28 protein-coding genes and 1 tRNA gene are annotated in these 26,105 nt (G+C 69.1%); 22 read left to right on the top strand and 7 right to left on the bottom strand.

What is annotated here, in order from left to right; all coding sequences use genetic code 11:
* The first annotated feature begins 39 nt into the window (after positions 1 to 39).
* From ald to QM714_RS04675, 16 genes are all read left to right on the top strand, one after another.
* Complete coding sequence (gene ald, locus QM714_RS04750) at positions 40 to 1,155, top strand: alanine dehydrogenase (RefSeq protein ID WP_415098086.1); 1,116 nt, start codon at positions 40 to 42, stop codon at positions 1,153 to 1,155.
* Complete coding sequence (xerD, locus tag QM714_RS04745; protein ID WP_415098084.1) at positions 1,148 to 2,089, top strand: site-specific tyrosine recombinase XerD; 942 nt, start codon at positions 1,148 to 1,150, stop codon at positions 2,087 to 2,089. The genes ald and xerD overlap by 8 nt, the downstream gene beginning before the upstream one ends.
* Positions 2,086 to 4,629 (top strand): DEAD/DEAH box helicase, encoded by a 2,544-nt coding sequence (locus tag QM714_RS04740; RefSeq protein WP_415098082.1) that lies wholly within the window; start codon positions 2,086 to 2,088, stop codon positions 4,627 to 4,629. Before xerD ends, QM714_RS04740 begins: the two co-directional genes overlap by 4 nt.
* Positions 4,630 to 4,941: 312 nt before the next feature.
* Positions 4,942 to 5,847, top strand: a complete 906-nt coding sequence (locus QM714_RS04735) for a ParA family protein (RefSeq protein WP_415098080.1) — start codon at positions 4,942 to 4,944, stop codon at positions 5,845 to 5,847.
* Positions 5,832 to 6,173 carry a hypothetical protein gene (locus tag QM714_RS04730; RefSeq protein ID WP_415098078.1) on the top strand — a complete coding sequence of 114 codons (342 nt, stop codon included), beginning with the start codon at positions 5,832 to 5,834 and terminating at the stop codon, positions 6,171 to 6,173. Before QM714_RS04735 ends, QM714_RS04730 begins: the two co-directional genes overlap by 16 nt.
* Positions 6,170 to 7,042, top strand: a complete 873-nt coding sequence (locus tag QM714_RS04725; protein ID WP_415098076.1) for a segregation and condensation protein A — start codon at positions 6,170 to 6,172, stop codon at positions 7,040 to 7,042. Before QM714_RS04730 ends, QM714_RS04725 begins: the two co-directional genes overlap by 4 nt.
* A gap of 5 nt (positions 7,043 to 7,047) precedes the next feature.
* The gene (gene scpB / locus QM714_RS04720) at positions 7,048 to 7,674 is read left to right on the top strand and encodes an SMC-Scp complex subunit ScpB (RefSeq protein ID WP_415100977.1); all 627 of its coding nucleotides are present in this window, start codon (positions 7,048 to 7,050) and stop codon (positions 7,672 to 7,674) included.
* Positions 7,671 to 8,444: a pseudouridine synthase gene (locus QM714_RS04715; RefSeq protein ID WP_415098074.1), complete on the top strand. Its 774-nt coding sequence runs from the start codon at positions 7,671 to 7,673 to the stop codon at positions 8,442 to 8,444. The genes scpB and QM714_RS04715 overlap by 4 nt, the downstream gene beginning before the upstream one ends.
* A gap of 18 nt (positions 8,445 to 8,462) precedes the next feature.
* Positions 8,463 to 8,855: a chorismate mutase gene (aroH, locus tag QM714_RS04710; protein ID WP_415098072.1), complete on the top strand. Its 393-nt coding sequence runs from the start codon at positions 8,463 to 8,465 to the stop codon at positions 8,853 to 8,855.
* Entirely contained in the window at positions 8,852 to 9,922 is a 1,071-nt protein-coding gene (locus tag QM714_RS04705; protein ID WP_415098070.1) for a prephenate dehydrogenase, read from the top strand. Before aroH ends, QM714_RS04705 begins: the two co-directional genes overlap by 4 nt.
* A gap of 36 nt (positions 9,923 to 9,958) precedes the next feature.
* Entirely contained in the window at positions 9,959 to 10,645 is a 687-nt protein-coding gene (gene cmk, locus QM714_RS04700) for a (d)CMP kinase (protein ID WP_415098068.1), read from the top strand.
* Positions 10,642 to 11,967 carry a ribosome biogenesis GTPase Der gene (gene der, locus QM714_RS04695; RefSeq protein WP_415098066.1) on the top strand — a complete coding sequence of 442 codons (1,326 nt, stop codon included), beginning with the start codon at positions 10,642 to 10,644 and terminating at the stop codon, positions 11,965 to 11,967. The genes cmk and der overlap by 4 nt, the downstream gene beginning before the upstream one ends.
* 75 nt (positions 11,968 to 12,042) lie before the next feature.
* Positions 12,043 to 13,320: an HNH endonuclease signature motif containing protein gene (locus QM714_RS04690; RefSeq protein ID WP_415098064.1), complete on the top strand. Its 1,278-nt coding sequence runs from the start codon at positions 12,043 to 12,045 to the stop codon at positions 13,318 to 13,320.
* A 53-nt stretch (positions 13,321 to 13,373) separates the two neighbouring features.
* Positions 13,374 to 13,447, top strand: a tRNA-Pro gene (locus tag QM714_RS04685).
* A gap of 109 nt (positions 13,448 to 13,556) precedes the next feature.
* Positions 13,557 to 13,820, top strand: a complete 264-nt coding sequence (locus QM714_RS04680; RefSeq protein ID WP_415098062.1) for a type II toxin-antitoxin system Phd/YefM family antitoxin — start codon at positions 13,557 to 13,559, stop codon at positions 13,818 to 13,820.
* A complete protein-coding gene (locus QM714_RS04675) occupies positions 13,817 to 14,080 on the top strand; it encodes a type II toxin-antitoxin system RelE family toxin (protein WP_415098060.1) in 264 nt (87 codons plus the stop codon). Before QM714_RS04680 ends, QM714_RS04675 begins: the two co-directional genes overlap by 4 nt.
* An 11-nt stretch (positions 14,081 to 14,091) precedes the next feature.
* Here QM714_RS04675 and QM714_RS04670 read toward each other — a convergent pair whose 3' ends face one another.
* From QM714_RS04670 to QM714_RS04655, 4 genes are all read right to left on the bottom strand, one after another.
* Positions 14,092 to 14,721, bottom strand: coding sequence for a hypothetical protein (locus QM714_RS04670; RefSeq protein WP_415098058.1), 630 nt, complete (start codon positions 14,719 to 14,721; stop codon positions 14,092 to 14,094).
* A gap of 103 nt (positions 14,722 to 14,824) precedes the next feature.
* Positions 14,825 to 15,796 carry an SRPBCC family protein gene (locus tag QM714_RS04665; protein ID WP_415098056.1) on the bottom strand — a complete coding sequence of 324 codons (972 nt, stop codon included), beginning with the start codon at positions 15,794 to 15,796 and terminating at the stop codon, positions 14,825 to 14,827.
* Positions 15,797 to 15,812: 16 nt separating this feature from the next.
* On the bottom strand, positions 15,813 to 16,112 hold the full coding sequence (locus QM714_RS04660; RefSeq protein ID WP_415100975.1) for an ArsR/SmtB family transcription factor: 300 nt from the start codon (positions 16,110 to 16,112) through the stop codon (positions 15,813 to 15,815).
* Positions 16,113 to 16,412: 300 nt separating this feature from the next.
* A complete protein-coding gene (locus tag QM714_RS04655) occupies positions 16,413 to 16,976 on the bottom strand; it encodes a sigma-70 family RNA polymerase sigma factor (protein ID WP_415098054.1) in 564 nt (187 codons plus the stop codon).
* Between the two features lie 43 nt (positions 16,977 to 17,019).
* Here QM714_RS04655 and QM714_RS04650 point away from each other — a divergent pair, with 43 nt between their 5' ends.
* The 3 genes from QM714_RS04650 to QM714_RS04640 are packed head-to-tail and all read left to right on the top strand — an operon-like array spanning position 17,020 to position 19,157.
* On the top strand, positions 17,020 to 18,231 hold the full coding sequence (locus QM714_RS04650) for an inorganic phosphate transporter (RefSeq protein WP_415098052.1): 1,212 nt from the start codon (positions 17,020 to 17,022) through the stop codon (positions 18,229 to 18,231).
* A gap of 11 nt (positions 18,232 to 18,242) precedes the next feature.
* Positions 18,243 to 18,533, top strand: a complete 291-nt coding sequence (locus QM714_RS04645; protein WP_415098050.1) for a hypothetical protein — start codon at positions 18,243 to 18,245, stop codon at positions 18,531 to 18,533.
* Positions 18,534 to 18,539: 6 nt separating this feature from the next.
* A complete protein-coding gene (locus QM714_RS04640) occupies positions 18,540 to 19,157 on the top strand; it encodes a DUF3349 domain-containing protein (RefSeq protein WP_415098048.1) in 618 nt (205 codons plus the stop codon).
* A gap of 11 nt (positions 19,158 to 19,168) precedes the next feature.
* Here QM714_RS04640 and QM714_RS04635 read toward each other — a convergent pair whose 3' ends face one another.
* A complete protein-coding gene (locus QM714_RS04635; RefSeq protein ID WP_415098046.1) occupies positions 19,169 to 19,378 on the bottom strand; it encodes a hypothetical protein in 210 nt (69 codons plus the stop codon).
* Between QM714_RS04635 and QM714_RS04630 the strand changes: the two genes are divergently transcribed.
* Entirely contained in the window at positions 19,371 to 19,562 is a 192-nt protein-coding gene (locus QM714_RS04630; protein WP_415098044.1) for a hypothetical protein, read from the top strand. The genes QM714_RS04635 and QM714_RS04630 overlap by 8 nt on opposite strands.
* 15 nt (positions 19,563 to 19,577) lie before the next feature.
* On the opposite strand, the gene QM714_RS04625 is transcribed toward QM714_RS04630, so the two are convergent.
* Entirely contained in the window at positions 19,578 to 21,002 is a 1,425-nt protein-coding gene (locus tag QM714_RS04625) for a trimethylamine methyltransferase family protein (protein ID WP_415098042.1), read from the bottom strand.
* Entirely contained in the window at positions 20,999 to 22,711 is a 1,713-nt protein-coding gene (locus QM714_RS04620; protein ID WP_415098040.1) for an NAD-dependent malic enzyme, read from the bottom strand. The genes QM714_RS04625 and QM714_RS04620 overlap by 4 nt, the downstream gene beginning before the upstream one ends.
* Positions 22,712 to 22,769: 58 nt before the next feature.
* Here QM714_RS04620 and QM714_RS04615 point away from each other — a divergent pair, with 58 nt between their 5' ends.
* Both QM714_RS04615 and aqpZ read left to right on the top strand, forming a co-directional pair.
* Positions 22,770 to 25,244: an FAD-dependent oxidoreductase gene (locus tag QM714_RS04615; protein ID WP_415098038.1), complete on the top strand. Its 2,475-nt coding sequence runs from the start codon at positions 22,770 to 22,772 to the stop codon at positions 25,242 to 25,244.
* A 137-nt stretch (positions 25,245 to 25,381) separates the two neighbouring features.
* Positions 25,382 to 26,104, top strand: a complete 723-nt coding sequence (aqpZ, locus tag QM714_RS04610; RefSeq protein ID WP_415098036.1) for an aquaporin Z — start codon at positions 25,382 to 25,384, stop codon at positions 26,102 to 26,104.
* The last annotated feature ends 1 nt before the right edge of the window (position 26,105 follow it).

Raw genomic sequence — 26,105 nt, 5'->3', positions numbered from 1 at the left:
GCCACAACGGTGTGGCGTGGGCGACAGAGGAGCGATGCCTTGAAGATCGGCGTTCCCAAGGAAGTCAAGAACCACGAGTATCGGGTGGCGTTGACCCCGGTCGGCGCGCACGAGCTCACCGCGCATGGCCATCAGGTGTTCGTGGAGGCAGGTGCCGGTCTCGGGTCCCAGATCAGCGACGAGGAGTACGTCGCGGAAGGGGCCACGATCCTCGACAGCGCCGACGACGTGTGGGGCGGCGTCGACATGGTGTTGAAGGTCAAGGAGCCGATCGCCGAGGAGTATCACCGGATGCGCGACGGGCTGGTGCTGTTCACCTACCTGCACCTGGCCGCCGACCAGCCGTTGACCCAGGAGCTGCTCGACCGGCGGGTGACCGCGATCGCCTACGAGACCGTGCAGCTGCCCTCGGGTGGCCTGCCGCTGCTCTACCCGATGTCGGAGGTCGCTGGCTGCCTGGCACCACAGGTGGGCGCCTACTCGCTGATGAAGGCCCAGGGCGGTCGCGGCGTGCTGATGGGCGGGGTGGGCGGAGTCGCCAACGCGAAGGTCGTCATCATTGGAGCTGGTGTCTCGGGGCAGAACGCCGCCAACATCGCGTTGGGGATGGGTGCCGATGTCACGCTGTTGGACACCGATCTGGACAAGCTGCGGATGTCGTTTTGGCGTTACAACAACCGGGTGCACGGCCTGGCGTCGTCGAAGCTGGCCATCCAGCAGCAGGTGATGGAGGCCGACATGGTGATCGGAGCGGTGCTGATCCCGGGTGCGAAGGCACCGAAGCTGGTCACCAACGACCTGGTGGCGCAGATGAAGCCGGGCTCGGTGCTGGTCGACATCGCGGTGGACCAGGGCGGCTGCTTCGAGGACACCCATCCGACCACGCACGCCGAGCCGACCTTCGAGGTGCACAACTCGATCTTCTACTGCGTGGCGAACATGCCGGGTGCGGTGCCGAACACCTCGACCTACGCGCTGACCAACGCGACGTTGCCGTTCACAGTCGCGCTGGCCGACAAGGGCTGGCAGCAGGCCTGTCGAGCCGACGCCTCGCTCGCCAAGGGCCTCAACACGCACGCCGGCCAGCTCACCAACGATCCCGTTGGCGAGGCGCACCAGATGAGCGCCGTCTCCCTGGAGAGCGTGCTTGGCTGACCCGGCGACCAGCACCGGGCTCGCCCGGGCCGTGCGGACCTACCTCGACCACTTGGCGGTCGAGCGGGGGTTGGCGGCCAACACGCTGTCGTCGTACCGCCGCGACCTGCGCCGCTACCTCGAGCATCTCGACGCCCACGGCGTCGAGGCTCTGGACGAGGTCACCGAGGCCACCGTGTCCGACTTCTTGATGAGGCTGCGTGAGGGCGACGCCGATCATCCGCCGCTCGGTGCCTCGTCCGCGGCGAGGACGGTCGTGGCGGTCCGCGGCTTCCACAAGTTCGCGGTCCGGGACGGACTTGCCCAGACCGACCCCGCCGCTGCCGTGCGACCGCCCGCGCCCGCCAAGCGGCTGCCGAAGGCACTGCCCCTGTCTGACGTCGAGGCGATCTTGGAGGCAGCGGGGGCTCCCGGCACGACGCTGGCCCTTCGGGACCGGGCCCTGTTGGAGGTGCTCTACGGCACGGGTGCTCGAATCTCCGAGGCGATCGGCCTCGACGTCGACGACCTCGACCTGGAGGACGGCACCGTGCTGCTCCGCGGCAAGGGCGGCAAGCAGCGACTGGTGCCGGTGGGCTCGTTCGCGAGGGAGGCGGTGACGGCCTACCTGGTCCGCGGCCGACCGGAGCTGGTGGCCGCCGGCCGGGGCACCCCCGCGATGTTCCTCAACGCGCGCGGTGGCCGGCTGTCCCGGCAGAGCGCCTGGGCGGTGCTCAGCCGGGCCGCGCAGCGTGCCGGGGTGACGCGGGATGTCTCGCCCCACACGATGCGGCACTCCTTCGCCACGCATCTGCTGGAGGGCGGCGCCGACGTGCGGGTGGTCCAAGAGCTGCTCGGGCACGCCTCGGTCACCACCACGCAGGTCTACACCCTGGTCACCGTCGACAACCTCCGCGAGGTGTTCGCCTCCGCCCATCCGCGAGCGCTGGGGTGAGCACACCCGACGAGGCGTACGACGCCTTCGCCGCCCGCGTCTCCGCCCAGGGGCTCAGCCTCTATCCGCACCAGGACGAGGCGCTGATCGAGCTCCTCGGTGGTGGCAACGTCGTGCTCGCGACACCGACCGGATCGGGCAAGTCGCTGGTGGCCACCGGAGCGATCACCGGAGCCCTCGCCGAGGGCCGACGAGCGTGGTACACCGCACCGATCAAAGCCCTGGTCAGTGAGAAGTTCTTCGACCTCTGCGCCTGGTTCGGAGCCGACCAGGTCGGCATGCTCACCGGGGACGCCGCGGTCAACGCCGACGCGCCGATCGTCGTCTGCACCACCGAGGTGCTCGCCAACATCGCCCTGCGCGAGGGGGACCGGGCCGATGTGGGCCTGGTGGTGATGGACGAGTTCCATTTCTACGCCGAGCCGGACCGCGGCTGGGCCTGGCAGGTGCCGCTCCTGGAGCTCACGTCGAGCCAGTTCCTGCTGATGTCAGCCACCCTGGGTGACGTCCGCGAGCTTGCGGCCGACCTGACTCGGCGCACCGGCCGGACCACCGCGGTCGTCGACGACGCCGAGCGCCCGGTGCCGCTCACCTTCACCTGGTCGCTGGAGCCGCTCGCCGACACGCTCGAGGAGCTCCTCACCACCGGCCAGGGGCCCGTCTACGTCGTCCACTTCACCCAGGCGGCTGCCGTCGAGCACGCCACGTCGCTGCTCGCCCGACCGCCGTTCACCGAGGACAAGACCACCCGCCAGGCCCGCAGCGAGGCGGTCGGCGGCTTCCGGTTCGGAGCCGGCTTCGGCAAGACGCTGTCCCGGCTCCTCCGAACCGGCATCGGCGTCCACCATGCCGGCATGCTGCCCCGCTATCGCCGCCTCGTGGAGACTCTCGCCCAGTCCGGCCACCTCCGTGTCATCTGTGGCACCGACACCCTCGGGGTCGGCATCAACGTCCCGATCAGGACCGTGCTCTTCACCGGACTCGCCAAGTTCGACGGCAATCGGCAGCGGGTGCTGCGCACCCGCGAGTTCCACCAGATCGCCGGCCGCGCCGGACGGGCCGGCTTCGACACCGCCGGGTACGTCGTCGTCCAGGCGCCCGAGCACGTCATCGAGAACGAACGCGCCAAGGCGAAAGCGGAGGCCAAGAACGCGGCGAACCCTAAGAAGCGCAGCAAGGCGCAGCTCAAGCGACCGCCTGAGGGCGCCGTGGTGTGGAGCGAGCAGACCTTTCTCAAGCTGGTCTCGGGTGGACCTGAACCGCTGCCGTCACGGATGAAGGTCGACAACGCGATGGTGGTCAACGTGCTGGCTCGCGAAGAGGACGCCTTCGGTGTCCTGCGCCGCCTGCTCACCGACAACCACGAGTCGCGACGCAACCAGCTCCGGCTCGCCCGGCGAGCGCTTCGGCTGACCCGCAGCCTGGTTCGCTCCGGAGTGGTCACCCGGCTGGATCAGCCCGACGAGTTCGGTCGCCGCTACGTGCTGACCGTGGACCTGCCCGAGGACTTCGCCCTCAACCAGCCGCTCGCCCACTTTGCGCTCGCCGCCCTCGACGTCCTCGACCCGGAGCAGCCGAGCTATCCGCTCGACGTGGTCTCGGTCATCGAAGCCGTCTTGGACTCGCCCCGGCAGGTGCTGGTCGCCCAACAGTTCGCCGCCCGTGGGGCGGCGGTGGAGGAGATGAAGGCCGACGGCATCGACTACGACGAGCGGATGCGGCTGCTCGAGGAGGTCACCTGGCCGCAACCGCTGGCGGAGCTGTTGGAGGCGACCTTCGAGCTCTACCGGCAGAGCCATCCCTGGGTCGGCGCCCATGCCCTGGAGCCCAAGTCGGTGGTGCGCGAGATGTGGGAGCAGGGGATGGGCTTCACCGACATGGTGGCCCGCTACCGGATCGCCAGGTCCGAGGGGCTGCTGCTCCGCTATCTCAGCGACGCCTACCGCACGCTGCGCCAGACCGTCCCCGACGCACACCGCCCGCCCGAGCTCGACGAGTTGATCGACTGGCTGGGGGAGACGGTGCGCCAGACCGACTCCTCGCTGCTGGACGAGTGGGAGTCGCTCACCGACCCCGAGCACGCCCGCGAGCGGTTGGCCGCCCCCGCGCCGCCGAGACCGCTGTCGCGTCAGGAGCGGACCTTCGCGGTGATGATCCGCAACGCCCTGTTCGCGCGCGTGGAGCTCTGCGCCCGCGACGACCCGGCCGGACTGGAGCGAGTGGAGCTGGAGGCGGCCGAGAAGTGCGACCCACCACACGAGGTGGTGATGAGTCGCGCAGCGTGGGACACCGCGCTGGAGGCCTACTACGCCCAGCACCAGTCGATCGGCACCGACGCCGACGCGCGCGGCCCGGCGTACCTCGACCTCGGCGTCGAAGAGCAGGACGCCGAGGGGACTCGAGTGCGGCAGGTCCGGCAGACTCTCGCCGACCCGGCCGGAGACCATGACTGGGTGCTCGAGGCGACCGTCGACTGCGACGCCTCCGACGCCTGCGGCGAGCTGGTGCTGACCACCACGGCGCTGCGCGAGTTGCGGTGACGCGCTGTGGAGGCTCTATGCACAGTTGTCTCCACAGGCTGGCCGAGGGTGTGCACTCTCAGCGCGGCTCCTCAACAGATTTCAGTGGGTCCTGGGGGTATCCGCGCGTCGTGTTGTGATGGCCGAGCACGCCGACTTAGCCTGACGCGAGAAGGCGTGAATGTCGCCGAGTCGACAAATAGATGAGGAGTGCCCATGGACGGTGGTGGAACGTTCTCGGGTTATCGGGGGCAACCGGGAGCGAACGCTCCCGAGATGCCGCCCCTGACCCCCTCGATCGTCCCTCCCCCTTCCCCAGGAGGCCAGATCCCGATGAGTGAGCCGATCCCCTTTCCCCCGCCGGAGCCGGAGGACCTGTCAGAGGAGGAGGCACCGCGTCCGATCGGACCGACCGGACGACCGCTGCCCCGGACCCCCGAGCCGCGCCCGCTCACCGAGCACGGCAACGGGCGGGTCATCGCGATGTGCAACCAGAAGGGCGGCGTCGGCAAGACCACCACGACGATCAACCTCGGCGCCACCCTCGCGGAGTACGGCCGCAAGGTGCTGCTCGTCGACTTCGACCCTCAGGGCTCGCTCTCGGTCGGGCTCGGGTTGAACCCGCACGAGATGGAGTACACCGTCTACAACCTGCTCATGCAGCCGGGCACCTCGGTCGACGACGTGATCGTGCCGACCGGTGTCCCCGGGATGGACCTGCTGCCCTCCAACATCGACCTTTCTGCCGCCGAGGTGCAGTTGGTCCACGAGGTTGCGCGTGAGCAGACGCTGGCGCGGGTGCTCAAGCCGGCCATCGAGAAGTACGACGTCATCCTGATCGACTGCCAGCCCTCCCTCGGGCTGCTCACCGTCAACGCGCTGACCGCCTCCGACGGGGTGATCGTGCCGTTGGAGTGCGAGTATTTCGCCCTGCGCGGCGTGGCGCTGCTGAAGAACACCATCGACAAGGTCCGCGAGCGGCTGAACCCCGACCTCGAGATCGACGGTGTGCTCGGCACCATGTTCGACGGCCGCACCCTGCACAGCCGTGAGGTGATGCAGCGCCTGGTCGAGGCCTGGGGCGACGCGGTCTTCCACACCGTGATCCGGCGGACCATCAAGTTCTCCGACTCCACGGTGGCCGGTGAGCCGATCACCACCTACGCCGCCGACTCGACCGGCGCGGAGGCCTACCGTCAACTCGCCAAGGAGGTGGTGGCACGGTGTCTCGACGGGTAAGCATGCCCACCGCCGACGACCTGTTCCGCCCGACCGAGGAGGAGCCAAGCAGCCCGGTCCGCGCGGTGCCCGACCAGCAGGAGGCCGCCGAGGAGCCGTTGCGCCGTCGTCCCAGCGGCCGAGTCCGACACGACGAGAAGATGACGGTCTACGTCACCTCGGCCGAGCTCTTGCATCTCGAGCAGACCCGGTTGGCGCTGCGTGCCCAGCACGGGCTCGCGGTCGACCGCGGTCGACTCGTGCGCGAGGCGCTGGCACTGGTGCTGGAGGAGTTCGAGAGCCGCGGTGACGACAGTGCCTTGGTCCGACGGTTGAGCGAGGAATGACCGAGCTGGCCGAGCAGTCGCTGACGACCACAGGCGAGCCGGAGGGTGCGGCACCGGCGTTCGAGGTGCGCCTGGACAACTTCGAGGGCCCGTTCGACTTGCTGCTCAACCTGATCGCCAAGCACAAGCTCGACATCACCGAGATCTCGCTCTCCACGGTCACCGACGAGTTCATCGCGCACGTGAAGGCCGGCGGTGAGGTGTGGGACCTCGAGCAGACCACGTCGTTCCTGCTCGTGGCCGCGACGCTCCTCGACCTCAAAGCGGCCCGCCTGCTGCCGCAGGGCGATGTCGAGGACGAGGAGGATCTCGCGCTGCTGGAGGCACGGGACCTGCTCTTCGCCCGGCTGCTGCAGTATCGCGCGTTCAAGCAGGTCGCCACCGTGCTGGAGCAGCGACTGGCGGGGGAGTCCCGCCGGCACCCGCGGGCGGTGGGACTCGAGGAGCGTTTCGCCACGCTGTTGCCGGAGGTGCTGATCGGCATCGGCCTGGACGCCTTCGCCGGACTCGCGGCCAAGGCGATGGAGCCGAAGCCGGTCCCTGAGCTGTCCCTGCAGCACATCCACGCCCCGCGGGTCAGCGTGCGCGAACAGGCCGCGGTCGTGGTGGAGCGACTGCGGCGCCAGGGCACGATGACCTTCCGAGCGCTGTGTGGCGACTCCCCGGACACGCTCACGACGGTGGCCCGCTTCTTGTCGCTGCTGGAGCTGTTCCGCGAGGGCGCAGTGGCCTTCGAGCAGGTCAGCCCGCTGGGTGAGCTCACCATCCGGTGGACCGGCAGCGAGGACGGCGAGATCGACATCGTCGACGAGTTCGACGGCGAGACAGAGATGGACCCAGCACAGGCAGCGAGCGAGGAGCAACCGTGAGCGAGATCGTGGAGCAGGACCAGACCGACCTCGACCAGACCAACGTCGAGGAGACCCTGGCCGTGCCGGTGGCGTCGCTGCGACCCTCGTTGGAGGCCATCTTGATGGTCGCCGACGAGCCGCTCGACCAGGTCGCGCTGGCGTCGGCGGTGGGCTATCCGGTCGACGAGGTGTCCGCGGCGCTGGCTGCCCTCGCCGAGGAGTACACCCAGCAGGGTCGCGGCTTCGAGCTGCGCAACGTCGCCGGCGGCTGGCGGTTCTACACCCGCGACGAGTTCGCCCCCGTGGTGGAGGGGTTCGTCCTCGACGGGCAGCAGGCCCGGCTCACCCAGGCCGCGCTGGAGACGCTGGCCGTGGTCGCCTACAAGCAGCCCGTCTCGCGTGCTCGGGTCTCGGCGATCCGCGGCGTCAACGTCGACGGCGTGATGCGCACCCTGCTCACCCGCGGACTGGTCGAGGAGGCCGGCCACGACGGCGAGCACGGCGCGACGCTCTATCGCACGACCGGCTACTTCTTGGAGCGGATCGGGGTCACCTCCCTCGACGAGCTGCCCGAGCTGGCGCCGTACCTCCCCGACATGGACGACCTCGAGGACGACCTGGTCGCCTTCGCTGGCGGGATCGAGGAGTGACCGACGACGCTGAGCTGGTCCGGCTGCAGAAGTTGCTGGCCCAGTCCGGGGTCGCCTCCCGTCGCCGGTGCGAGGAGCTGATGCTGGCCGGACTGGTCGAGGTCGACGGCGAGGTGGTGACCCGGCTAGGCACCAAGATCGACCCACGCACGGCCGTGATCCGGGTGGAGGGACAGCGGCTGCCGCCGGTGTCGGCGCATGTCTACGTCGTGTTGAACAAGCCGCGTGGCGTCGTCTCCACCATGTCCGACCCGCAGGGACGCCGCACCCTACAAGACGTCCTCGACGAGAAGGCACCCGAACGAGGTCGTCTCTTCCACGTCGGGCGGCTCGACACGGACACCGACGGTCTGCTGCTGCTCACCAACGACGGAGAGTTCGCCCAGCGGATGGCCCACCCCTCCTTCGAGGTGGACAAGACCTACGTCGCCGAAGTGGAGGGTACGCCGACCAAGGCGACCCTCGCCCGCCTGCGAGCGGGAGTCGTCCTCGACGACGGCCCGGTGACTGTCTCCGCGGCCAGGCTGGTCACCCGCGGCGAAGGCAAAGCCCAGGGGAGGGCCATCGTCGAGCTGGTCATCCACGAAGGCCGCAACCGGATCGTCCGGCGGCTACTCGACCACGTCGGCCACCCCGTCCGCAGGCTGACCCGCACCGCCATCGGCCCGGTTCGACTGCGCGACCCAAAGACAGGCGACCTCAAGCCAGGTGAGCTCCGCGAGCTGACCTCCACCGAGCTCGGCTCCCTCCTCGACAGCGCTCAGCTCTAGGGCCATTAGGCTGTCCGAGTGGCGGTGCGAGCGGTGCGGGCGGCGACCCAGCTGGAGTTGGACACCCGGGAGCACATGCTCGATCGGGTGGCGGAGATGGTCCTGGACGTGATGACGTCCAACGGGCTGGTCGTCGATGACTTCATCTCGGTGATCTTCACCGCGACCTCGGACCTGGTCTCGGAGTTCCCGGCCTATGCGGCGCGCCGTCTCGGCTTCGCCGACGTGCCGCTGATCTGCGCGCGTGAGCTGGAGATCGCGGGCTCGATGCCGCGGGTGGTGCGGATGATGGCGCACGTGGAGACCGATCTGCCGCGTGCGGAGATCACCCACTGCTATCTGCACGGAGCGGCCGGACTGCGACGCGACCTGAACCGGGTCCACGCGGTGCCCGACGAGGAGCGGTCGTGAGCGACAGCCTGGTCGGACCGGTGCGGGTGGTCGGTGCCGGGTTGCTCGGCACCTCTGTCGGGCTGGCGTGCCGCCGCGCCGGCCTGGAGGTGCAGCTCAGCGACATCTCCCATCAACACCTGCGGACCGCGACCGGGCTCGGCGCTGGCCGGGCAGCCGTCGACGGCGACACCGCCCAGCTGATCGTGGTCGCTGTCCCACCCGATCATCTCGGCGAGACGCTGATCAGCGAGCTGGCCACCTCTGACGCGGTGGTCACCGACGTGGGCAGCGTGAAGTCCGAGCCGCTGCGTGAGGTGTTGGCAGCCTCTCGGCAGCATGCTCACCGCTACGTCGGGAGCCATCCGATGGCCGGCAGCGAGCGGTCGGGTCCGCTGGCAGCCACGGCCTCATTGTTCGACGGCCGGCCGTGGGCGGTGACGCCCCACCCGGATGCGGCGGAGGAGGCTACCGCGCTGGTGGTCGAGCTGGCCCGCACCTGTGGCGCCGTACCCGTCGTGTTGCCGCCCGACGAGCACGACCGCGCCGTGGCGCGCACCTCACACCTGCCCCAGCTGCTCTCCGCGCTGGTGGCGGCCCGCCTGGCGGACGCTCCTCCGGAGCACTTGGTGCTGTCGGGTCAGGGGGTGCGGGACGTGACCCGCATCGCGGGCAGCGAGCCTGGCATGTGGCTGCAGATCATCGGCGCCAACGCGCCTGCCGTGTTGGACGTGCTCGCCGAGGTGCGCGCGGAGCTGGACGCCATGATGAGTGCGGTCGCGACAGGGGAGCGCACCGAGCTGGAGCGGCTGCTGGATCTCGGAGTTGCCGGCACCCGCGCCATCCCAGGCAAGCACGGCGCGCCGGCCTCGCCGACCGCCTCGGTGTTCGTGGCGGTGCCGGACCATCCCGGCGAGCTGGCCAGGCTGTTCGCGGACGCCGGCGACAGCGGCGTCAACATCGAGGACATCCACATTGACCATGACCCGGGTCGGGCGATGGGTCTGGTCGAGGTGGTCGTCGAGGACGCTCGTGCCGAGCAGCTGTTGAAGTCGCTGGAGTCGCGCGGCTGGGAGACCCATCGCTGAGACCGGTTGCCGAGGGTGGTCGCTAGGGTGTGCTCCGTGAACAACCCGAGTGCCGGACCAGTCATCGCCATCGACGGCACCTCCGGCTCGGGCAAGTCGAGCACCTCGCGTGGAGTGGCTGAGCGCCTCGGACTGCGCTACCTCGACACGGGTGCGATGTTCCGCGCCATGACGTGGTGGATGCTCGAGCACGGCGTGGATGTGAACGACCCGCGCGCCGTGGCGTCGTACGCCGGCGCACCGGAGATCGTGTCGGGGACCGACCCTCGTCGCCCGGCGATCGTCGTCGGTGAACGTGACGTGGCGACGGCGATCCGCTCCGACGAGGTGAACGCAGCGGTCAGCCCGGTCAGCGCCGTGCCCGAGGTGCGGGCCCGGCTGCTGGATCTGCAGCGCGCCGTGATCGGCGACGGCGGCATCGTCGTCGAGGGCCGTGACATCGGCTCGGTGGTGGCGCCGGACGCCGAGGTGAAGATCTATCTCACCGCCGATCCGGCCGCCCGGGCGCGGCGGCGCGCTCTGGAGGAGGGCGGCGCCGACGTGTCGGCCACCGAGGAGTCGCTGCTCAACCGGGACCGGATCGACTCAGGCCGGGCCACCGCGCCCTTGGTGATGGCCGAGGGCGCGGCGCACATCGACAGCACCGACCTGACCCTGGACGAGGTGATCGACCGGGTGGTCGCGCTGGTCGAGCAGGCCGGCGCGGTGGGGGACCCGGCGTGAGCGGTCCGGTGCCGGTGCTGGCCGTGGTCGGCCGGCCCAACGTAGGCAAGTCCACGCTGGTCAACCGGATCCTGGGCCGCCGGGAGGCGGTCGTCGAGGACGTGCCGGGCGTGACCCGAGACCGCGTGTCCTACGACGCGAACTGGAACGGTCGCGCCTTCACCGTCGTCGACACCGGTGGCTGGGTCCCCGACGCGCGCGGCCTCGCCGAGCGGATCGCCGCCCAGGCCGAGATCGCGGTGTCGCTGGCCGACGCCGTGCTCTTCGTGGTGGACGCCATCGTCGGAATCACCGACGCCGACGAGGCCGTCGTACGCGTCCTGCGCCGGTCTGGAAAGCCGGTAGTGCTGGCGGCCAACAAGGTGGACGACATGCGCACCGAGACGGAGGCCCACGCGCTGTGGAACCTCGGCCTCGGCGAGCCGTTCCCGGTCTCGGGGCTGCACGGCCGGGGGAGCGGCGACCTGTTGGACGCCATCTTGGCGGCGCTCCCGGAGCCACCGCCGGACGTTGACGCCGAGGTCGGCGGTCCGCGTCGGGTGGCCATCGTCGGCAAGCCCAACGTCGGCAAGTCCTCGCTGCTCAACAAGCTGGCCGGTGCCGAGCGGGCAGTCGTCGACTCCGTGGCGGGCACCACCGTCGATCCGGTCGACGAACTGGTCGAGCTCGGCGGGCGCACGTGGCGGTTCATCGACACCGCCGGTATCCGCAAGCGGGTCAAGGAGGCCTCCGGGCACGAGTACTACGCCTCGTTGCGGACCTCGGCCGCCATCGACCGCGCCGAGGTCGCCGTACTCGTCCTCGATGCTTCGCAGTCGATCAGCGAGCAGGACGTGCGGATCCTGCAGAGCGTGCGCGACGCCGGCCGGGCGTTGGTGATCGCGTTCAACAAGTGGGATCTGGTCGACGAGGAGCGCCGCTACTACCTGGACCGGGAGGTCGAGCAAGCTCTGGTGCAGGTGGGCTGGGCGCCGCGGATCAACGTGACCGCGCGAACGGGCTGGCACATCGACCGCCTGGTGCCCGCCCTAGACAAGGCGCTGGCCGGGTGGGAGACCCGTGTGTCGACCGGCGCGCTGAACTCCTTCCTCGGTCGCCTGGTCGCCGAGCACCCCCACCCGGTCCGCAGTGGGAAGCAGCCCAAGCTGATGTTCGGCACCCAGGCCTCCACCGCTCCGCCCGTGATCATCCTGTTCACCAGCGGCAAGCTCGAGGCGTCCTATGAACGCTTCATCGAGCGTCGGCTGCGCGAGGAGTACGGCTTCGTGGGAACTCCGATCATCCTCCAGCAGCGGGTCCGGGAGAGGCGCAAGCGGCGGTAGCGGCCGCTCTCCACAGATCTCCACAGATCTCCAAACACCGTTGTTTCCGAGCGTATGCACGAATAGAATGGAGTCATGATTGACTGGTCAGGGCGCAAGCCGTTGGACAGTGCCGAGGCGCTGCTCGACGAGACGCGCGCGCTGGCCGACGCCGCGCAGCGCGCCGAGTGCCTGCTGTTGCTGCGAGCCGCGGAGTGGGCAGACCAGCACCCGGCGATCGGCGAGGACGGCGCCTGGGAGGACACCCAGGTGCCGGCCGTGCAGTGGGACGCTCCGGCAGAGTTCGCGTTGGCGGCTGGCCTCTCCCATGAGGCCGGGACGGACCTGATCCACCAGGCCCTCGAGCTGCGACACCGACTGCCCGACGCCTGGAAGCGAGTGCAAGCCTTCGAGCTGCCGGCGTGGCGGGCTCGCCGGCTCGCCGAGCGGACCATCGGCGAGCCCTCCGACGTGGTGGCGTCGATCAACAAGAAGGTCGGGCCGATCGCGCACAAGATCGGCCTGATCACGCTCGGCAGGCTGATCGACGAGGAGATGGCCAGACTGCATGCCGAAGAGCGTGAGTGTGAGCAGGTGGCGGCCCTCGACCGGCGTGACGTCCGACTGTTCGACGACATCACCCACGGCGGCGTCGCCACCATCGAGATCCGTGCAGACCTCAAGGATGCCCTCGAGTTCGACGACGCCGTCGCGCGCGTGGCCGCCGCATTGCGCGAGCGCGGCTGCACCGAGTCGCTCGACGTCCGCCGGTCGATGGCGGTCGGTGTGCTCGCCGATCCTCAGGGCGCTCTGGACCTCCTCAGCGGCACTGCCAACAGCGGGCGACCCCGCAAGCACATCAAGCTCTTCGTCCACCTGACCGACACCGCGCTGCAGGGGCGCGAGCCCGTCGGTCGCCTCGAGTGGGGCCAGAAGCCGATCTTCGAGCAGCAGGTGCGCGAGTGGTGCGGACGCACCGACACCCACCTCACCGTCACCGGGGTCGTCGACCTTGCCGGTCACCAGCAGGTCGAGGCCTACGAGGTGCCGGATCGGATCGCCACCCAGGTCGAGTTGCTGCACCAGACCTGCGTGTTCCCGCACTGCCGGCGACCGGCCCGCCGCTGCGACAAGGACCACATCATCCCCGACTCGGCTGGCGGCCCCACCTGTTCGTGCAACCTGGCCCCGTTGTGTCGTCGGCATCATCGGCTCAAGACGCTCAAGGGATGGAGCTACGAGCGGATCGGACCTGCCACCTATCGATGGCGCTCACCGCACGGTTTGCTGTTCCAGCGCGACCCCACCGGCACCGTCGCGATCACCGAGTCCCCACCCGATCCACCGGATCCCCCTCGATATGCAGCCGCCTGACTCGCTGGGGTAGGGTTCAACGCGGTTCGCCCGGGCTCGGCCTCAGGGCACCACGGGCTGTGGCGCAGTTTGGTAGCGCACTTGACTGGGGGTCAAGGGGTCGCAGGTTCAAATCCTGTCAGCCCGACCGATGCGTTTTCGCACGTGATCGTGGCGGTCTCGGCGCAGGGCTGTGCATGCAGGTCTGCAGGGCCATCAGTGTACGTTTCAGCGGTTTCGGCGCTATCCTGGGCGGCATGGCTGAGTTGACGGTGACCGATGCGCGTGCCCGTCTCGCCGACGTAGTCGACGCTGCGCGTGTGGGTCACGATCCGATCTACCTGACCCGACGTGGGCGGCGGGTTGCCGCCGTGATCGATGCCGAGGATCTCGACAAGCTCATCGCAGCGGCAGAGGACCTGGCGGACATCGAGGCCGCTCGGGCGGCTCGTGAGGAACTGGCCACAGGCGACGAGCCGGTCCCGTGGGAGCAGGTCAAGGCTGACCTTGGACTTTCGTGACATATCGGACCGAGGTTGCCCCGGCCGTACTGCGACAGTTGCGCAAGCTCGATCGTGCCGCACAGCGGCGTGTCCAAGCCGCGATCGATCTGCTCGCTGACGAACCGCGCCCGCGCGGCGCGAAGAAGTTGGGCGGCGGAGCAGGGGAGTGGCGAGTCCGGACGGGTGAGTATCGGATCGTCTACGAGATTCATGACGGAGTGTTGCTGGTGCTTGTGGTGGCGGTTGGTCATCGGCGGGACATCTATCGACGGCGTTGAGGCAGCCCGACTCACATCATCGGCGGTTGACCGAGTTCAACGACGCCGTGGCGATGCCGGCTTCGGCCGCGACACCTCGCACCGAGAGGCCCGAGAGTCCGTCGCGCTCGAGCACGCGCAGCGAGGCCGCCGCGTGGCACCGCCGCGGGCTTCCTCGGCCAGATGGTGTAGCTCACGGCCCACACGGTGTCGAAGCCGAGGATCAGCCCGAGGATCTGGAACACCGCCACGAGCTCCGAGGTGCGCTCTGGGTCGCCGACGAGCAGGATGAGCGCCCCGATCAGGGCCGCAGCCACGGCAGCCGCCAGCATGGTGAGCAGCACGTCTTGCCAGCACTTGAGGGTGTAGCGGAGCCCGGTCAGGCGTTCGGGCTCGGGCACGCCGGCGAAGTAGTGGTCGAAGCGGAGGTCGGTCCAGGCGACTATGCGCTTGCCGTAGGCGACGGAGATCCCGATGTAGATCGCCGCGAGGCCATGCTGCCAGGAGGCGGTGCCGCCTCCGAGCAGGTCCACCGCGACCAGGGCGAGTAGCGCCACGTCGATCACCGGCGCGAGGATCAGCAGCGTCGCGCCCAGCCGAGGGCGTCGCAGCAGATAGCGCGCCACCAGTCCGGCGAGGATCGTCACCCAGAACGCGACCACGCACACCACGATCGCGGTCAGAATCGCCCCTCGCCCCTCGCTTCGTCTCTACGGCAGGTATTAGCACGAATGTACTAGCAAGACTTGCCGCAGGTGCGAGGTGCTAGCCGAGCGCGGTGCTCTCCAGCCGCTGGTAGCTGGTCTCCATGCCGTCGGTCATCCCCGTGGCGAGGATGGTGTCGCGGAGCTCGACGTTCGGGTAGGTGATCAGGATCGAGAGAAGTGTGCCGCCCTCGACCGGGATGAGGGTGAGCTCGTTCGTCGTACCCTCCCCGGGCATGCCGATCATGCGTTCGGTGGTCACCGAGCGGTACGGCGCCGCCGACTCGAGCACCTCGCCCTCGAAGCCGAACCTGTCCTCGCCGCCCTCCCGCTCCCACTCGTAGCGGTAGGAGCCACCGACCTGCTCACTGGTCTCGCAGACGGGCATCGTCCAGCCGTCCGGGCCGAGCAACCACTGCTGCAGCAGCTTGGGATCGTGGTGCGCCCGCCAGATCGCTTCCGGCGTGCCCTTGATGACGCGGCTGACTCGCACCTGGGTGTCGGACAGGATCTGCGCGAGCACGGGCAGCTCGGCGGCGAAGGTCCGCAGGTCGGCGAGCACGGCGTCGATCTGCGACATGGCATGTCTGGTGCCGTCCTCGATACCCATCGCGACGAGCTGCTCGAGGTCCTCGAGGCTGTCGAAGTGGGTGACCATGGTCAGCCGCGAGCCGGAGTCGGTGGTGGAGAAGTCGAAGACCATGCGCGTGGTCGGCATCTCCTTGTTGGGTTCGCCATCGACCGCGGCAAAGCCGTCGACGATCTCGAAGGAGTCGATCGGGTCCACCGAGAGGAACTCCCAATAACCGCCGTGCTGGTCGCCCTCGGGGCCGGTCATCGTGTAGAGACTCCTGCCGCCGGGGTAGAGATCGTGGCGAGTGAAGGTCGCGGGATAGGTCGGCGGGCCCCAGAACTTCTCCAGTTGGCGAGGGTCGGCGTAGGCGTCCCACAGCCGCTGCTGTGGCACGGCGAAGTCGGCCACGATCGTCATCGTGAGTGCGGCCGGGTCCTTGCTGATCGAGGTGACGGGCATGGTCTCGCTTTCTGTTCTACGAGGGGTCGTCCAGGAGAAGTGCATCGAGGCGGTCGATCCGCGACCGCCAGATCTGTTCGTAACGATCCAGCAGGCTCTGTGCGCGCCGGAGCTGTTCGGGGTTGCCGCGAACGAGACGCTCTCGCCCGCTCTTGTGCTTGGTCACGAGCCCGGCCCCCTCCAACACGGCGATGTGCTTCTGCACCGCCGCCCAGGACATGTCGTAGGCGACGGCCAGCTCTGACACCGACGCCTCGCCTGCGAGCGTTCGGCGGACGATGTCGCGGCGGGTGGCGTCGGCGAGCGCCCGGAAGATCCGGTCAACCTCGTCGTCGGAGAAGCTCAGTAAGCTGATCTACAACCATTTGGTTGTACGTTATGCTGCAAGCGAACGACCGTCAACCCGCGCGGAGGTCAGCCCTCTTGCTGGACGACCTCGAACCCGAGCACGTCGACGCCGGTCCCTCGGCGGCGGGATAGTCCGAGAGCATCGCCACCAACCCGCGGGCTACCACCTCTTGGCGGCTGATGACGGCCACGCGCACTGGCGCCGCCGGATGCTCCACTCATGCACTCCTTCACACGGGCCCTCGCCTCGGTGTCGTCGCCGAGGAGATCACGGCGCAGGTCGCCCACGGTCCGGGAGAGCAGGCGAGAGACCTGCATCTGCGTCACCCCGATGCGCTTGCCGATCTGCTGTGGGGTGAGGTGGTCCTCGGGTCTGGAGGGCGCGGGCCTGGAGCTCCTGGATCCAGCGAGGTGGGCGCACCATCCAGCCGCGGTCTCGGAAGTAGCGGCGCAGCTCGCCGCGGATGGTCGGCACGGCGTAGGTGAGCAGGTCCTTGCGCATGGTGGGATCGAAGTGGGCGACCGCCTTGGTCAGGCCCTCGTAGGCGACCTGGACCAAGGCGTTCAGCGGGACACCGCGATTGCGATACCGCTGCGCGACAGCCTCGACCCCCCGACGATTGATCAGCACTAGCCGCTCGCGGAGCTCGTGCGCGGCCTCCGCATCGCCGGTCCTCGAGCAAGGTCGGTTCGACCACGCCGCCGTGCGAGGTGTTTCGGCGCCGGGCCTTCCCCTAGCGCGTACCCCTGGCGAAGGCGGTGAAACCCCGAACGGGGAACGGCAGGCAAGAGCCCGGCGAACACTGGGTGAACGACCGCTCGAAGAGCCCATTTCGGCTTGTCCCGGCGTGGGCTGCGCTCCGAGACTGGGGCCCGTGGAGGCACACATTCTGCTTGCTCTGGTCATCATCGTCGCGCTGAGCTTCGACTTCACCAACGGGTTTCACGACACCGCGAACGCGATGGCGACCTCGATCGCCACCGGTGCGCTGCCGCCTCGGGTGGCTGTCGCACTGTCAGCGGTGCTGAACCTGGTGGGTGCGTTCCTGAGTGTCGAGGTGGCGCTCACCGTGACCAATGCGGTGATCAAGATCCAAGATTCGACGGGCGCGCCAGACCCCTCGCTGACGGCCGGTGGCGGGGGAGCGCTGCTGCTCATCGTGCTGTCCGGCCTGATCGGTGGCGTGGTGTGGAACCTGCTCACCTGGCTGTTGGGCCTCCCGTCGAGCTCGTCCCATGCACTGTTCGGCGGGATGATCGGGGCGACCGTCGCTGGGCTCGGTTGGACGGGGGTCAACTGGGCCGGCGACGGTTCCAAGCTCGACGGGGTCATCGGCAAGGTGATCTTGCCGGCGGTGATGTCGCCGGTGCTCGCGGCGCTGGTCGCCGCGGTCGGCACTTGGTTGGTGTTCCGGGTGATCGCGAATCTCGCCATCGGTCGCACCGAGCGGGGCTTCCGCTGGGGACAGGTCGGCAGCGCGTCGCTGGTCTCCCTCGCCCACGGCACCAACGACGCCCAGAAGACGATGGGCGTGATCACCCTCGCCCTGCTCGCCTCGGGCTCGTGGCATGACACGACCGCGGTGCCGCTCTGGGTGAAGGCAGCCTGCGCGCTGGCGATCTCGCTCGGCACCTACTGCGGAGGCTGGCGGATCATCCGCACGGTCGGCAAGGGCCTGGTCGAGATCAGCACTCCGCAGGGCATGGCCGCCGAGAGTTCGTCGGCTGCGGTGATCCTGGCCTCGAGCCATCTCGGCTTCGCCCTGTCGACCACCCACGTCACCTCTGGATCCATCCTCGGCTCGGGCCTTGGTCGTCCTGGCGCGAAGGTTCGCTGGGGTGTCGCCGGGCGGATGCTGGTCGCCTGGCTGATCACGCTTCCAGCAGCCGGGACGGTGGGCGCGTTGATGTGGTTCATCGGGCACCTGTTCGGCCACGTGGTCGGCCCGGTGGTGATGGTCGGCCTCTTGATCGGCACCTCACTGCTCATCTGGCGGCGCTCGCAGCAGAAGCCCGTCGGTGCCCACAACGTCAACGACGCCTGGGACGAGGAGTCCCAGCCCACCAGCCCCACCATGGCGGCGTGAGGAGCTAGACGATGTTCGACTTGTTCATGGAGGCCGCCTGGCAGGTGGCGATCGCCGGCCTGGTGTTGGGTGTAGGACTGCCGTTCGTCTTCGCCCTCGGCGTCCGCCAGATGGTGCTCGCCGGACCAGGCCAGGACGGTTTGCCCGCAACCGCACCGGGACTGCACCGTGCGCTAGGCGTGCTCTGCTTCTTGCTGGTCGCGCTGGCTGTTCTGCTGGGACTCGCCGTCATCCTCGCCGGCGGCTTCGGCAAAGAGGTGAGCTTCGAGCACATCTACCCGACCCTGGTCCCGAAGGGCTGATCTGAGATGGCCGTTCTCGAAGACGTCGTACGCCGCGTGCTGGGTTGGCTTCGCCAGGGTTACCCCGACGGCGTGCCCAGCCAGGACTATGTGGCGCTCTACGGGATCCTGCGCCGCCACCTGACCCTGGAGGAGATGGACCATCTGGTTCATGCCCTCGAGGCCGAAGCGCAGTCTGGCTACACCCACCTGTCGGCTGCGCTGATCGAGAATCGTGCCGAGGACGTCCTCCAGGGACCGGTGCTGGAGGACGACCTCGCTCGCGTCTCGGCCCGACTCGCCGCAGCTGGCTGGCCGCTGGCCACGCCAGATCGACCGATCGCCCCGCCGGCGTCCGGCGGTATGGTCGCTCGGGTCTTGTCCTGGCTCCAAGAGGGCTATCCCAGCGGCGTCCCGTCACAAGACGTCACCCCCCTGCTGGCCTTGCTCCGGCGTCGACTCAGCGATGAAGAAGTGGCGACCGTCAGCCACGCGCTGATCGACGCTGGCACGATGCCTCCCGACCGCGTGGACGTCGGCACCGCGATCGCGTCGGTCACCTCAGAGTTGCCGTCCGAGTCCGACATCCAGCGTGTGCGGCGCTACCTGCTTGAGCACGGCTGGCCCACGGACCTCGCTGTTTGACCTTCAGCCCTTCACCTTGGCGAGGAACTCAGTGAGCAACTGGTGGACTGCGTCGGGCACGATGCGCCGGCTCCGATCGCCACAGCTGCATCAGGCCCAGCCGGAGTGAGTCGGGCATAGGCCTCGTCCTCGGGATCCTCCTCGGACTGGTCGCTCTCCGGCTCGTCTTCCTCCGAGTCGTCGACCAGGCCACCCGGGTCGAGGTTCGCGCTGATGGACATCAAGGAGCGGGTGGGTCATGGCCACCAGGAGGCCGACGATGGCGCCGTCGCTGAAGCCGACCACGTGCGTGCTGGCGATGCCTGTGTGTTCGCCGGTGTGACGGGGCTGTGGCTGGTGCCGGTGCTCGCGGTGGGGATCGCGCTCGCCTTCGTGGCCGCGCTGCTGATCGACGTCCGTTCCTGACCCGCGCCGGAGGCCTTAGCCCTCCAGCTCGGCGCTGCGCCGGTCGACGTACTCCCGCAGCTCGGCGTCGACGTCGTCGGGGATCCCGGGGTCGACGTAGGAGGCCAAGACCTTCTTCCACTCCTGGGTCGCCACCTGCTCGGCCCGCAAGGAGCCCTGCTTCTCCCAAGTGGGGAACGCCTGGGAGCGGAACAGCGGGCTCATGAAGACATCGGTGCGAAAGCGAGCCAGGGTGTGCTCGTGAGCGAGGAAGAGGCCCCCCGGCCCGACCTCGGCGATGGTGTCGAAGGCGAGCTCGTCGTCATCGACGGTCAGCCCATCGCGGAGTCGCTCGAACATCCGGATCACCTCGAAGTCCAGCGCGAACTTCTCGTACGACGCCACCAGGCCGCCCTCAAGCCAGCCCGCTGCGTGGACGACCAGGTCGCAGCCGGCCAGATAGGTCGCCCATAGCGACATGGTGCTCTCGGTGGCGGACTGGGCGTCGAGCGGGATCCCCGAGCAGAGCCCGCCGCCCCCGCGCAGGGGGAGGCCGTAGCGGCTGGCCAGTTGACGGCCCGCGAGGGTGGTGAGCACCGACTCGGGCAGGCCCAGAGACGGACCGCCCGAGCGCATGTCGACACCGTTGAAGAAGCAGCCGAGCACACACGGAGTCCCCGGGCGGATCAGTTGGGCCATCGCCACGCCGGCGAGGGTCTCGGCCACGAGCAGGGACAGACCCGCCGCCAGCGTGACCGGAGCCGAGGCGCCGGCCAGAAGGAACGGGGTGATGGCCACCGGCTGGCCGACCTCGGCGCAGGCCGCGAGCGTCTGCACCATCAGCTCGTCCCAGACCAGCGGACTGTTCGGGTTGACGATGCCGATCACCATCGGCCGGTCGATCAGGGCCTCCCGACCGCCCGCGGCGATGGTGGCGAGGGTGAGGGAGTCGCGGGTCTTGGGTCCGCTGGTGCCGTAGAGGATGAACGGACGATCGCTCCAGCGAAGGATGGAGTAGTCCATCTCCAGGTGCCGGCTGTTGTAGTCCAGGTCCTGCGCCTCCGTGGTCCCGCTCTGCAGGACGGGAAGCACGTCGGAGGCGTGGGCAAGGCGCACCAGCTCGATGTGGTCGGCGATGCTGCCGTCTCGTCTGCCGCGCTCGTTGTCGTGGGCGAAGGGTGGCCCGCCGACAGGGGAGTGCACCAGGCTGCCGCCGCCGATCTCCACCCTGCGCTCGGGGTTGCGGCCCTGCAGGGTGAACCGGTCGGGCGCGAGCTCGAGCTGCGTCACCACCCAGTCCGGGTCCCAGCGCACGCGGGTGCCGTCCACGCTCTGGCCGGCCTCCGTCAGGCGGCGGCACATGTCCTCGTCATGCACCTCGATGCCGACCTCGGTCAGGATCCGCATCGCCTGGGCGTGCACCCGGTCCAGGTCGTCCTCGCTGAGCGGGGAGAGGTTCATATCGGCTCGACCTCGGGGTAGTCGGGTTGCCACATCCGGGCATAGACCTGCTGGATCGGATCGTCGAGGGGGCGCTCGGCGACACCCTCGTCGGCCGCGGCCCGCGCGACGGCGACCGCCACCGTTGCCGAGACCATGCGTAGCTCGCTGATGCCAGGCAGCAGGGAGGCGCCGGGCCGGTAGGCGTTGACCAGCCCGGCGAGCGCGTCGGCGGCGGCGTCGACCATGCCTTCGGTGACCCGCTGCGCCTGGCAGGCAGCGACGCCCAGGCCGAGCCCAGGGAAGATCAGCGCGTTGTTGGCCTGGGCGATGGTGTAGCGCACGCCGTCGTGGTCGACCCGGTCGAACGGGCTGCCGGTTGCGATCAGAGCCCGGCCGTCGGTCCAGGCGAGCAGGTCGGCGGGGGTCGCCTCCGCGCGGCTGGTCGGGTTGGACAGCGGCATGATGATCGGCCGCGCACAGTGGGCGGCCATCTCCTTGACGACGTCCTCGGTGAAGGCGCCGCCTCGCGTGGAGGTGCCGATCAAGATGGTGGGTCGGACCTGATGCACCACCTCGGCCAAGGTGATCTGGCTCGGGTCGGCCACCTGCCAGGAGGCGACCTCGCTCCGGGTGCGGGCGTAGGGCCGCTGGAAGTCCAGCAGCTCGGGCTGGTCGTCGACGTAGAGACCGTTGATGCCGATCGCATGGAACCGGCTATAGACCCGCGCCGGGTCGCTCTCCGAACGCAGCATCCGGTCGCGCACCAGGTTCGCGATCCCGATGCCGGCGCTGCCGGCCCCGAAGATGACGACACGATGGTCGGCCAGATCCATCCCGGTGACGTCGACGCCGGCCAGGATCGCGGCTAGGACGACTGCCGCCGTGCCTTGGATGTCGTCGTTGAAGGTGCAGATCTGCTCGCGATAGCGGGCCAGGATCTTGTGCGCATTGCCGGGCCCGAGGTCCTCCCAGTGCAACATCGCCCGAGGGAACAGTCGGGTAGCGCAGCGGACGAAGTGGTCGACGAAGTCGTCGTACCGCTGACCGCGCACGCGTGCATGCCGATCGCCGAGATAGAGCTCACTGCTGAGCAGGCCGAGGTTGTCGGTCCCCACGTCGAGGACGATCGGGATCGCCCGACGCGGATGGATGCCGGCGGCCGCCGTGTAGAGGGATGCCTTGCCGATCGCGATCTGGATGCCGCCGATGCCTTGGTCGCCGATGCCGAGGATGCCCTCGGAGTCGGTGACCACGAGCAGGTCGACGTCGTCGGAGCCGAGGCCGTAGTTGAGCAGCGACTGCTCGACGTCCTCGGGCCGATCCAGCGACAGGAAGACCCCGCGCGGTCGGTTGTACTCGTGGCTGAACCGCTCGATCGCCTCGCCGATCGTCGGGGTGTAGACGATCGGCAGCATCTCCTCCAGATGGTCGCTGAGCAGGCGGTAGAAGAGCACCTCGTTGCGGTCTCGGAGGTTCGACAGGTGCAGATACTTGCCGAGAGGAGTCGTGGTCCGCCGGAACTGCTCGTAGACCCGACGCGTCTGCAGCTCGAGCGGGGTGACGCCACTGGGCATCAGCCCGACCAGGCCCAGTGCCCGGCGCTCCTCGTCGGTGAAGGCCGTGCCGCGGTTGGTCATCGGGTTCGACAGCACAGCTCGGCCTCGGGTGCGGATCTTGAGGATGCTGGCTCCGGAGGAGGTGTCCTGCTCGTAGTCGCGAAGAGCCACGAGGAACAGCCTAGCCAGGCTGGGCCTGGTGAAAGAGGCCTGGTGAATACTGTTCGCCGTGGCCCGGATCCCCAACGCTCAGACCAGCGAGTTGCCCCAGCGTGCCCGTGTCGTCATCGTCGGAGGCGGGGTGATGGGAGCCAGCGTCGCCTATCACCTGGCCCACCTCGGCGTCACCGACGTGCTCCTCCTCGAGCGGCACCAGCTCACTGCTGGTACGACGTGGCACGCGGCGGGTCTGATCACCAGCGCTGGGATGACTGACGAGACCGCTGTCTGGATGGCGCGCTACTCCCGGGACCTCTACACCAAGTTGGAGGCGGAGACCGGGCACTCGACCGGCTTCCGGTCGATCGGCCACCTGCATCTGGCGTGCACACCCGAGCGGCTCGAGACGCTGCGCCGCGAGCGAGCCTTCCAGCGTGGCTTCGGCGTGGACAACGTCGAGGTCTCCGCGGCCGAGGTCGCCGAGCTCAGCCCGATCACCCGGGTCGACGACATCCTTGCCGCGTCGTACGTCGCCGACGAAGGACGCGCCGACCCGGTCGGTGTCGCGACGGCCCTAGCCAAGGGCGCCCAGGCGCTCGGTGTCACCGTCCGGACCGGCATCTCGGTGACCGGGATCCGGGCTGACGAAGGTCGGGTGACGGCCGTTCTCACCGACCACGGCGAGGTCGAATGCGAGACCGTCGTGCTGGCCGCGGGCCTGTGGACGCGGGAGTTGGGGCGGCGTTGCGGCGTCGACGTACCCCTGCAGGCAGCGGAGCACTACTACCTGCTGACCGAACCGATGGAGGGAGTTCACCGCGATCTCCCGGTCGTGGAGGACCCGGACCGCTACGGCTACTTCCGTGAGGAGACCGACGGCCTGCTGGTCGGGCTGTTCGAGCCGCGTGGTGCGGTGTGGCACCTCGACGGCGCGCCCCCCGACTTCGCGTTCGGCACTATCGAGCCGGACTGGGATCGGATGATGCCGTTCCTGGAGAGCGCGATGTGGCGCTACCCGGGGCTCGAGGGAGTGGGGCTGCGGACGTTCTTCTGCGGACCGGAGTCGTTCACCCCGGATGTGCATCCGCTGCTCGGCCCGACGCCGGAGGTCGAGGGGGTCTTCGTGGCCGCCGGCATGAACAGCCTCGGCATTCTCAGCGGAGGCGGCGCGGGCAGTGTCGTGGCGCAGTGGATCCTGGACGGCCGCGCACCGGTCGATGTCACGCACTACTCCGTCGAGCGAGCGCTGCCCTACGAGACCACCCGCCGCTTCCGTGGGGAGCGGGTGGAGGAGTCGCTCGGCGTGCTGTTCGGTGACGGCGTCTGGCCGACGTTCCAGTGGCGCAGCGGTCGCGCCGTACGCCGTTCGGTGCTGCACGACAAGCTCGCCGCCTGCGGAGCGCGATTCGGCCAGTCGGCGGGCTGGGAGTACCCCCTCTACTTCGGCGATCCCGCCGAGCCACCCGCCGATCCCGAGCCCACCTGGCAGCGCACCCGGGCCTTCCCAGTCGTCGCCGAGGAGCACCGCGCCATCCGGGAGGCGGTCGGCGTGATGGACATGTCACTGATGTCGAAGTTCCTGGTCCAGGGACCCGACGCCGGCGGTGTCCTCAACCGGCTCTCGGTCAGCGAGGTCGACAGCGACCCGGGCCGGGTCGTCTACACCCAATGGTGCGACGAGGACGGCGGCCTGCTGGCCGACCTGACCGTCACCAAGCTGGCTGCCGACCGGTTCCTGGTCGTGGTCAGCGACGTCATCCATCGTCGGGTCGAGGCCATGCTGCGTCGCGCGCCTCAGCCCGGCGAGGTCGCGATCACCACCGACGTCACCGCCGGCATCACGCTGCTGTCGGTGCAGGGGCCGCGCTCGCGCGACCTACTCGCCTCCCTGTCCCCCCACGACTGGTCCGATGCCGAGTTCCCCTACCTGACCGCACGGGAGGTGGAGGTCGCCTCGTCACGATTCACCGCCCTGCGGGTCACCTATGTCGGCGAGCTCGGTTACGAGCTGCACGTCCCCGCCGACCAGGCGGCGTCGGTGTGGGAGGCGCTGGTCGAGGCCGGAGAGGAGTTCGGACTGCGCCCCGTCGGGCTGCTCGCGATGTCGTCGCTGCGTCTGGAGAAGGGCTACCGCGACTACGGCGTCGACATCGAGAACACCGACGACCCGCTCGTCGCAGGCCTCGCCTTCACCGTCGCCTGGGACAAACCCGGAGGCTTCGTCGGCCGCGACGCGCTAGTGGCCCGTCGAGGTGACCGGAGCGCTCGGATGGTGCAGGTCCAGGTGGACGACGCCGAGCCACTGCTGCACGGCGGTGAGCCACTGCTGCGCTCGGGGGAGTGGGTCGGCTACGTCCGAGCCGGGGACTTCGGGCACACGCTCGGCTGCTCGGTCGGCCTCGGCGTCGTCGAGCATCCTGGGGGAGTGACCGGCGACTGGCTGCGCGAGGGCGGCTTCGAGGTCGACGTCGCCGGCACCCGCTACCCCGCCACCTTGTCGCTCCGCCCGTTCTACGACCCGGGCCGGGAGCGCATCCTGAGCTGACGGATGGTGGATCCCGACGAATTGCACGGCACTCCGGCCACGTCGCTTGCTCCCATCGGTTGAGAACCGTCACGATTATCGCGAAGGCGCCGGAACCAGCTCGGAGAAGGGCGCCCCATGACACGGAGGGGACAGCTATGCACACGATGTCTCAACGCTTGGCCGCGGAGTTCTTCGGCACATTCTGGCTCGTCTTCGGTGGCTGCGGCGCCGCGATCTTCGCCGGGAGCGCGATCGGGTTCTACGGCGTCGCACTCGCCTTCGGCCTGACTGTGGTGACGATGGTCTACGCCGTCGGCCACATCTCCGGCGGACACTTCAACCCGGCTGTCACCCTCGGGCTCGCCATGGGCAAGCGGTTCGAGTGGAAGGACGTCGTCTCCTACGTCGCCACCCAGGTCGTGGCGGCGATCGTGGCCGCGACGGTGCTGTGGGTGATCGCCCACGGCGTGGATGGGTTCTCCTCGACCGACTCCGGCTTTGCCGCGAACGGGTACGGCGACCACTCGCCCGGCGGCTATGCCTGGTGGGCGGTGCTCATTGCCGAGGTTGTGTTGACGATGTTCTTCCTGCTGGTGATCCTCGGCGCCACCGACACCCGTGCTCCCAAGGGCTTCGCGCCCTTGGCGATCGGCCTCGCGCTGACCCTGATCCACCTGATCAGCATCCCGATCTCGAACACCTCGGTGAACCCGGCCCGATCGATCGGACCAGCCCTTTTCGCCGGCGGCGACGCGATCGTGCAGCTGTGGCTCTTCATCCTCGCCCCGGCCGTGGGTGCGCTGATCGCAGGCTCGATCTACGGCACCCTCTTCGGTGGCGAGGACGCGGTGCCGCTCGAGGCCGCCGAAGAGGGCTGAG

This window comes from Nocardioides sp., assembly GCF_047602075.1.
Taxonomy (GTDB): domain Bacteria; phylum Actinomycetota; class Actinomycetes; order Propionibacteriales; family Nocardioidaceae; genus Nocardioides.
This window is presented reverse-complemented; position numbering and strand designations above follow the sequence as displayed.

What these genes read in the sequence shown, in the direction of transcription:
- QM714_RS04635 (WP_415098046.1), bottom strand. Translation starts at nt 19,378, where the DNA reads ATGTCCATCAGCGCGAACCTCGACCCGGGTGGCCTGGTCGACGACTCG.
- QM714_RS04735 (WP_415098080.1), top strand. Translation starts at nt 4,942, where the DNA reads ATGAGTGAGCCGATCCCCTTTCCCCCGCCGGAGCCGGAGGACCTGTCA.
- QM714_RS04725 (WP_415098076.1), top strand. Translation starts at nt 6,170, where the DNA reads ATGACCGAGCTGGCCGAGCAGTCGCTGACGACCACAGGCGAGCCGGAG.
- QM714_RS04690 (WP_415098064.1), top strand. Translation starts at nt 12,043, where the DNA reads ATGATTGACTGGTCAGGGCGCAAGCCGTTGGACAGTGCCGAGGCGCTG.
- QM714_RS04645 (WP_415098050.1), top strand. Translation starts at nt 18,243, where the DNA reads ATGTTCGACTTGTTCATGGAGGCCGCCTGGCAGGTGGCGATCGCCGGC.
- QM714_RS04630 (WP_415098044.1), top strand. Translation starts at nt 19,371, where the DNA reads ATGGACATCAAGGAGCGGGTGGGTCATGGCCACCAGGAGGCCGACGAT.
- QM714_RS04640 (WP_415098048.1), top strand. Translation starts at nt 18,540, where the DNA reads ATGGCCGTTCTCGAAGACGTCGTACGCCGCGTGCTGGGTTGGCTTCGC.
- QM714_RS04665 (WP_415098056.1), bottom strand. Translation starts at nt 15,796, where the DNA reads ATGCCCGTCACCTCGATCAGCAAGGACCCGGCCGCACTCACGATGACG.
- QM714_RS04680 (WP_415098062.1), top strand. Translation starts at nt 13,557, where the DNA reads ATGGCTGAGTTGACGGTGACCGATGCGCGTGCCCGTCTCGCCGACGTA.
- aqpZ (WP_415098036.1), top strand. Translation starts at nt 25,382, where the DNA reads ATGCACACGATGTCTCAACGCTTGGCCGCGGAGTTCTTCGGCACATTC.
- QM714_RS04625 (WP_415098042.1), bottom strand. Translation starts at nt 21,002, where the DNA reads ATGAACCTCTCCCCGCTCAGCGAGGACGACCTGGACCGGGTGCACGCC.
- QM714_RS04655 (WP_415098054.1), bottom strand. Translation starts at nt 16,976, where the DNA reads ATGGGCTCTTCGAGCGGTCGTTCACCCAGTGTTCGCCGGGCTCTTGCC.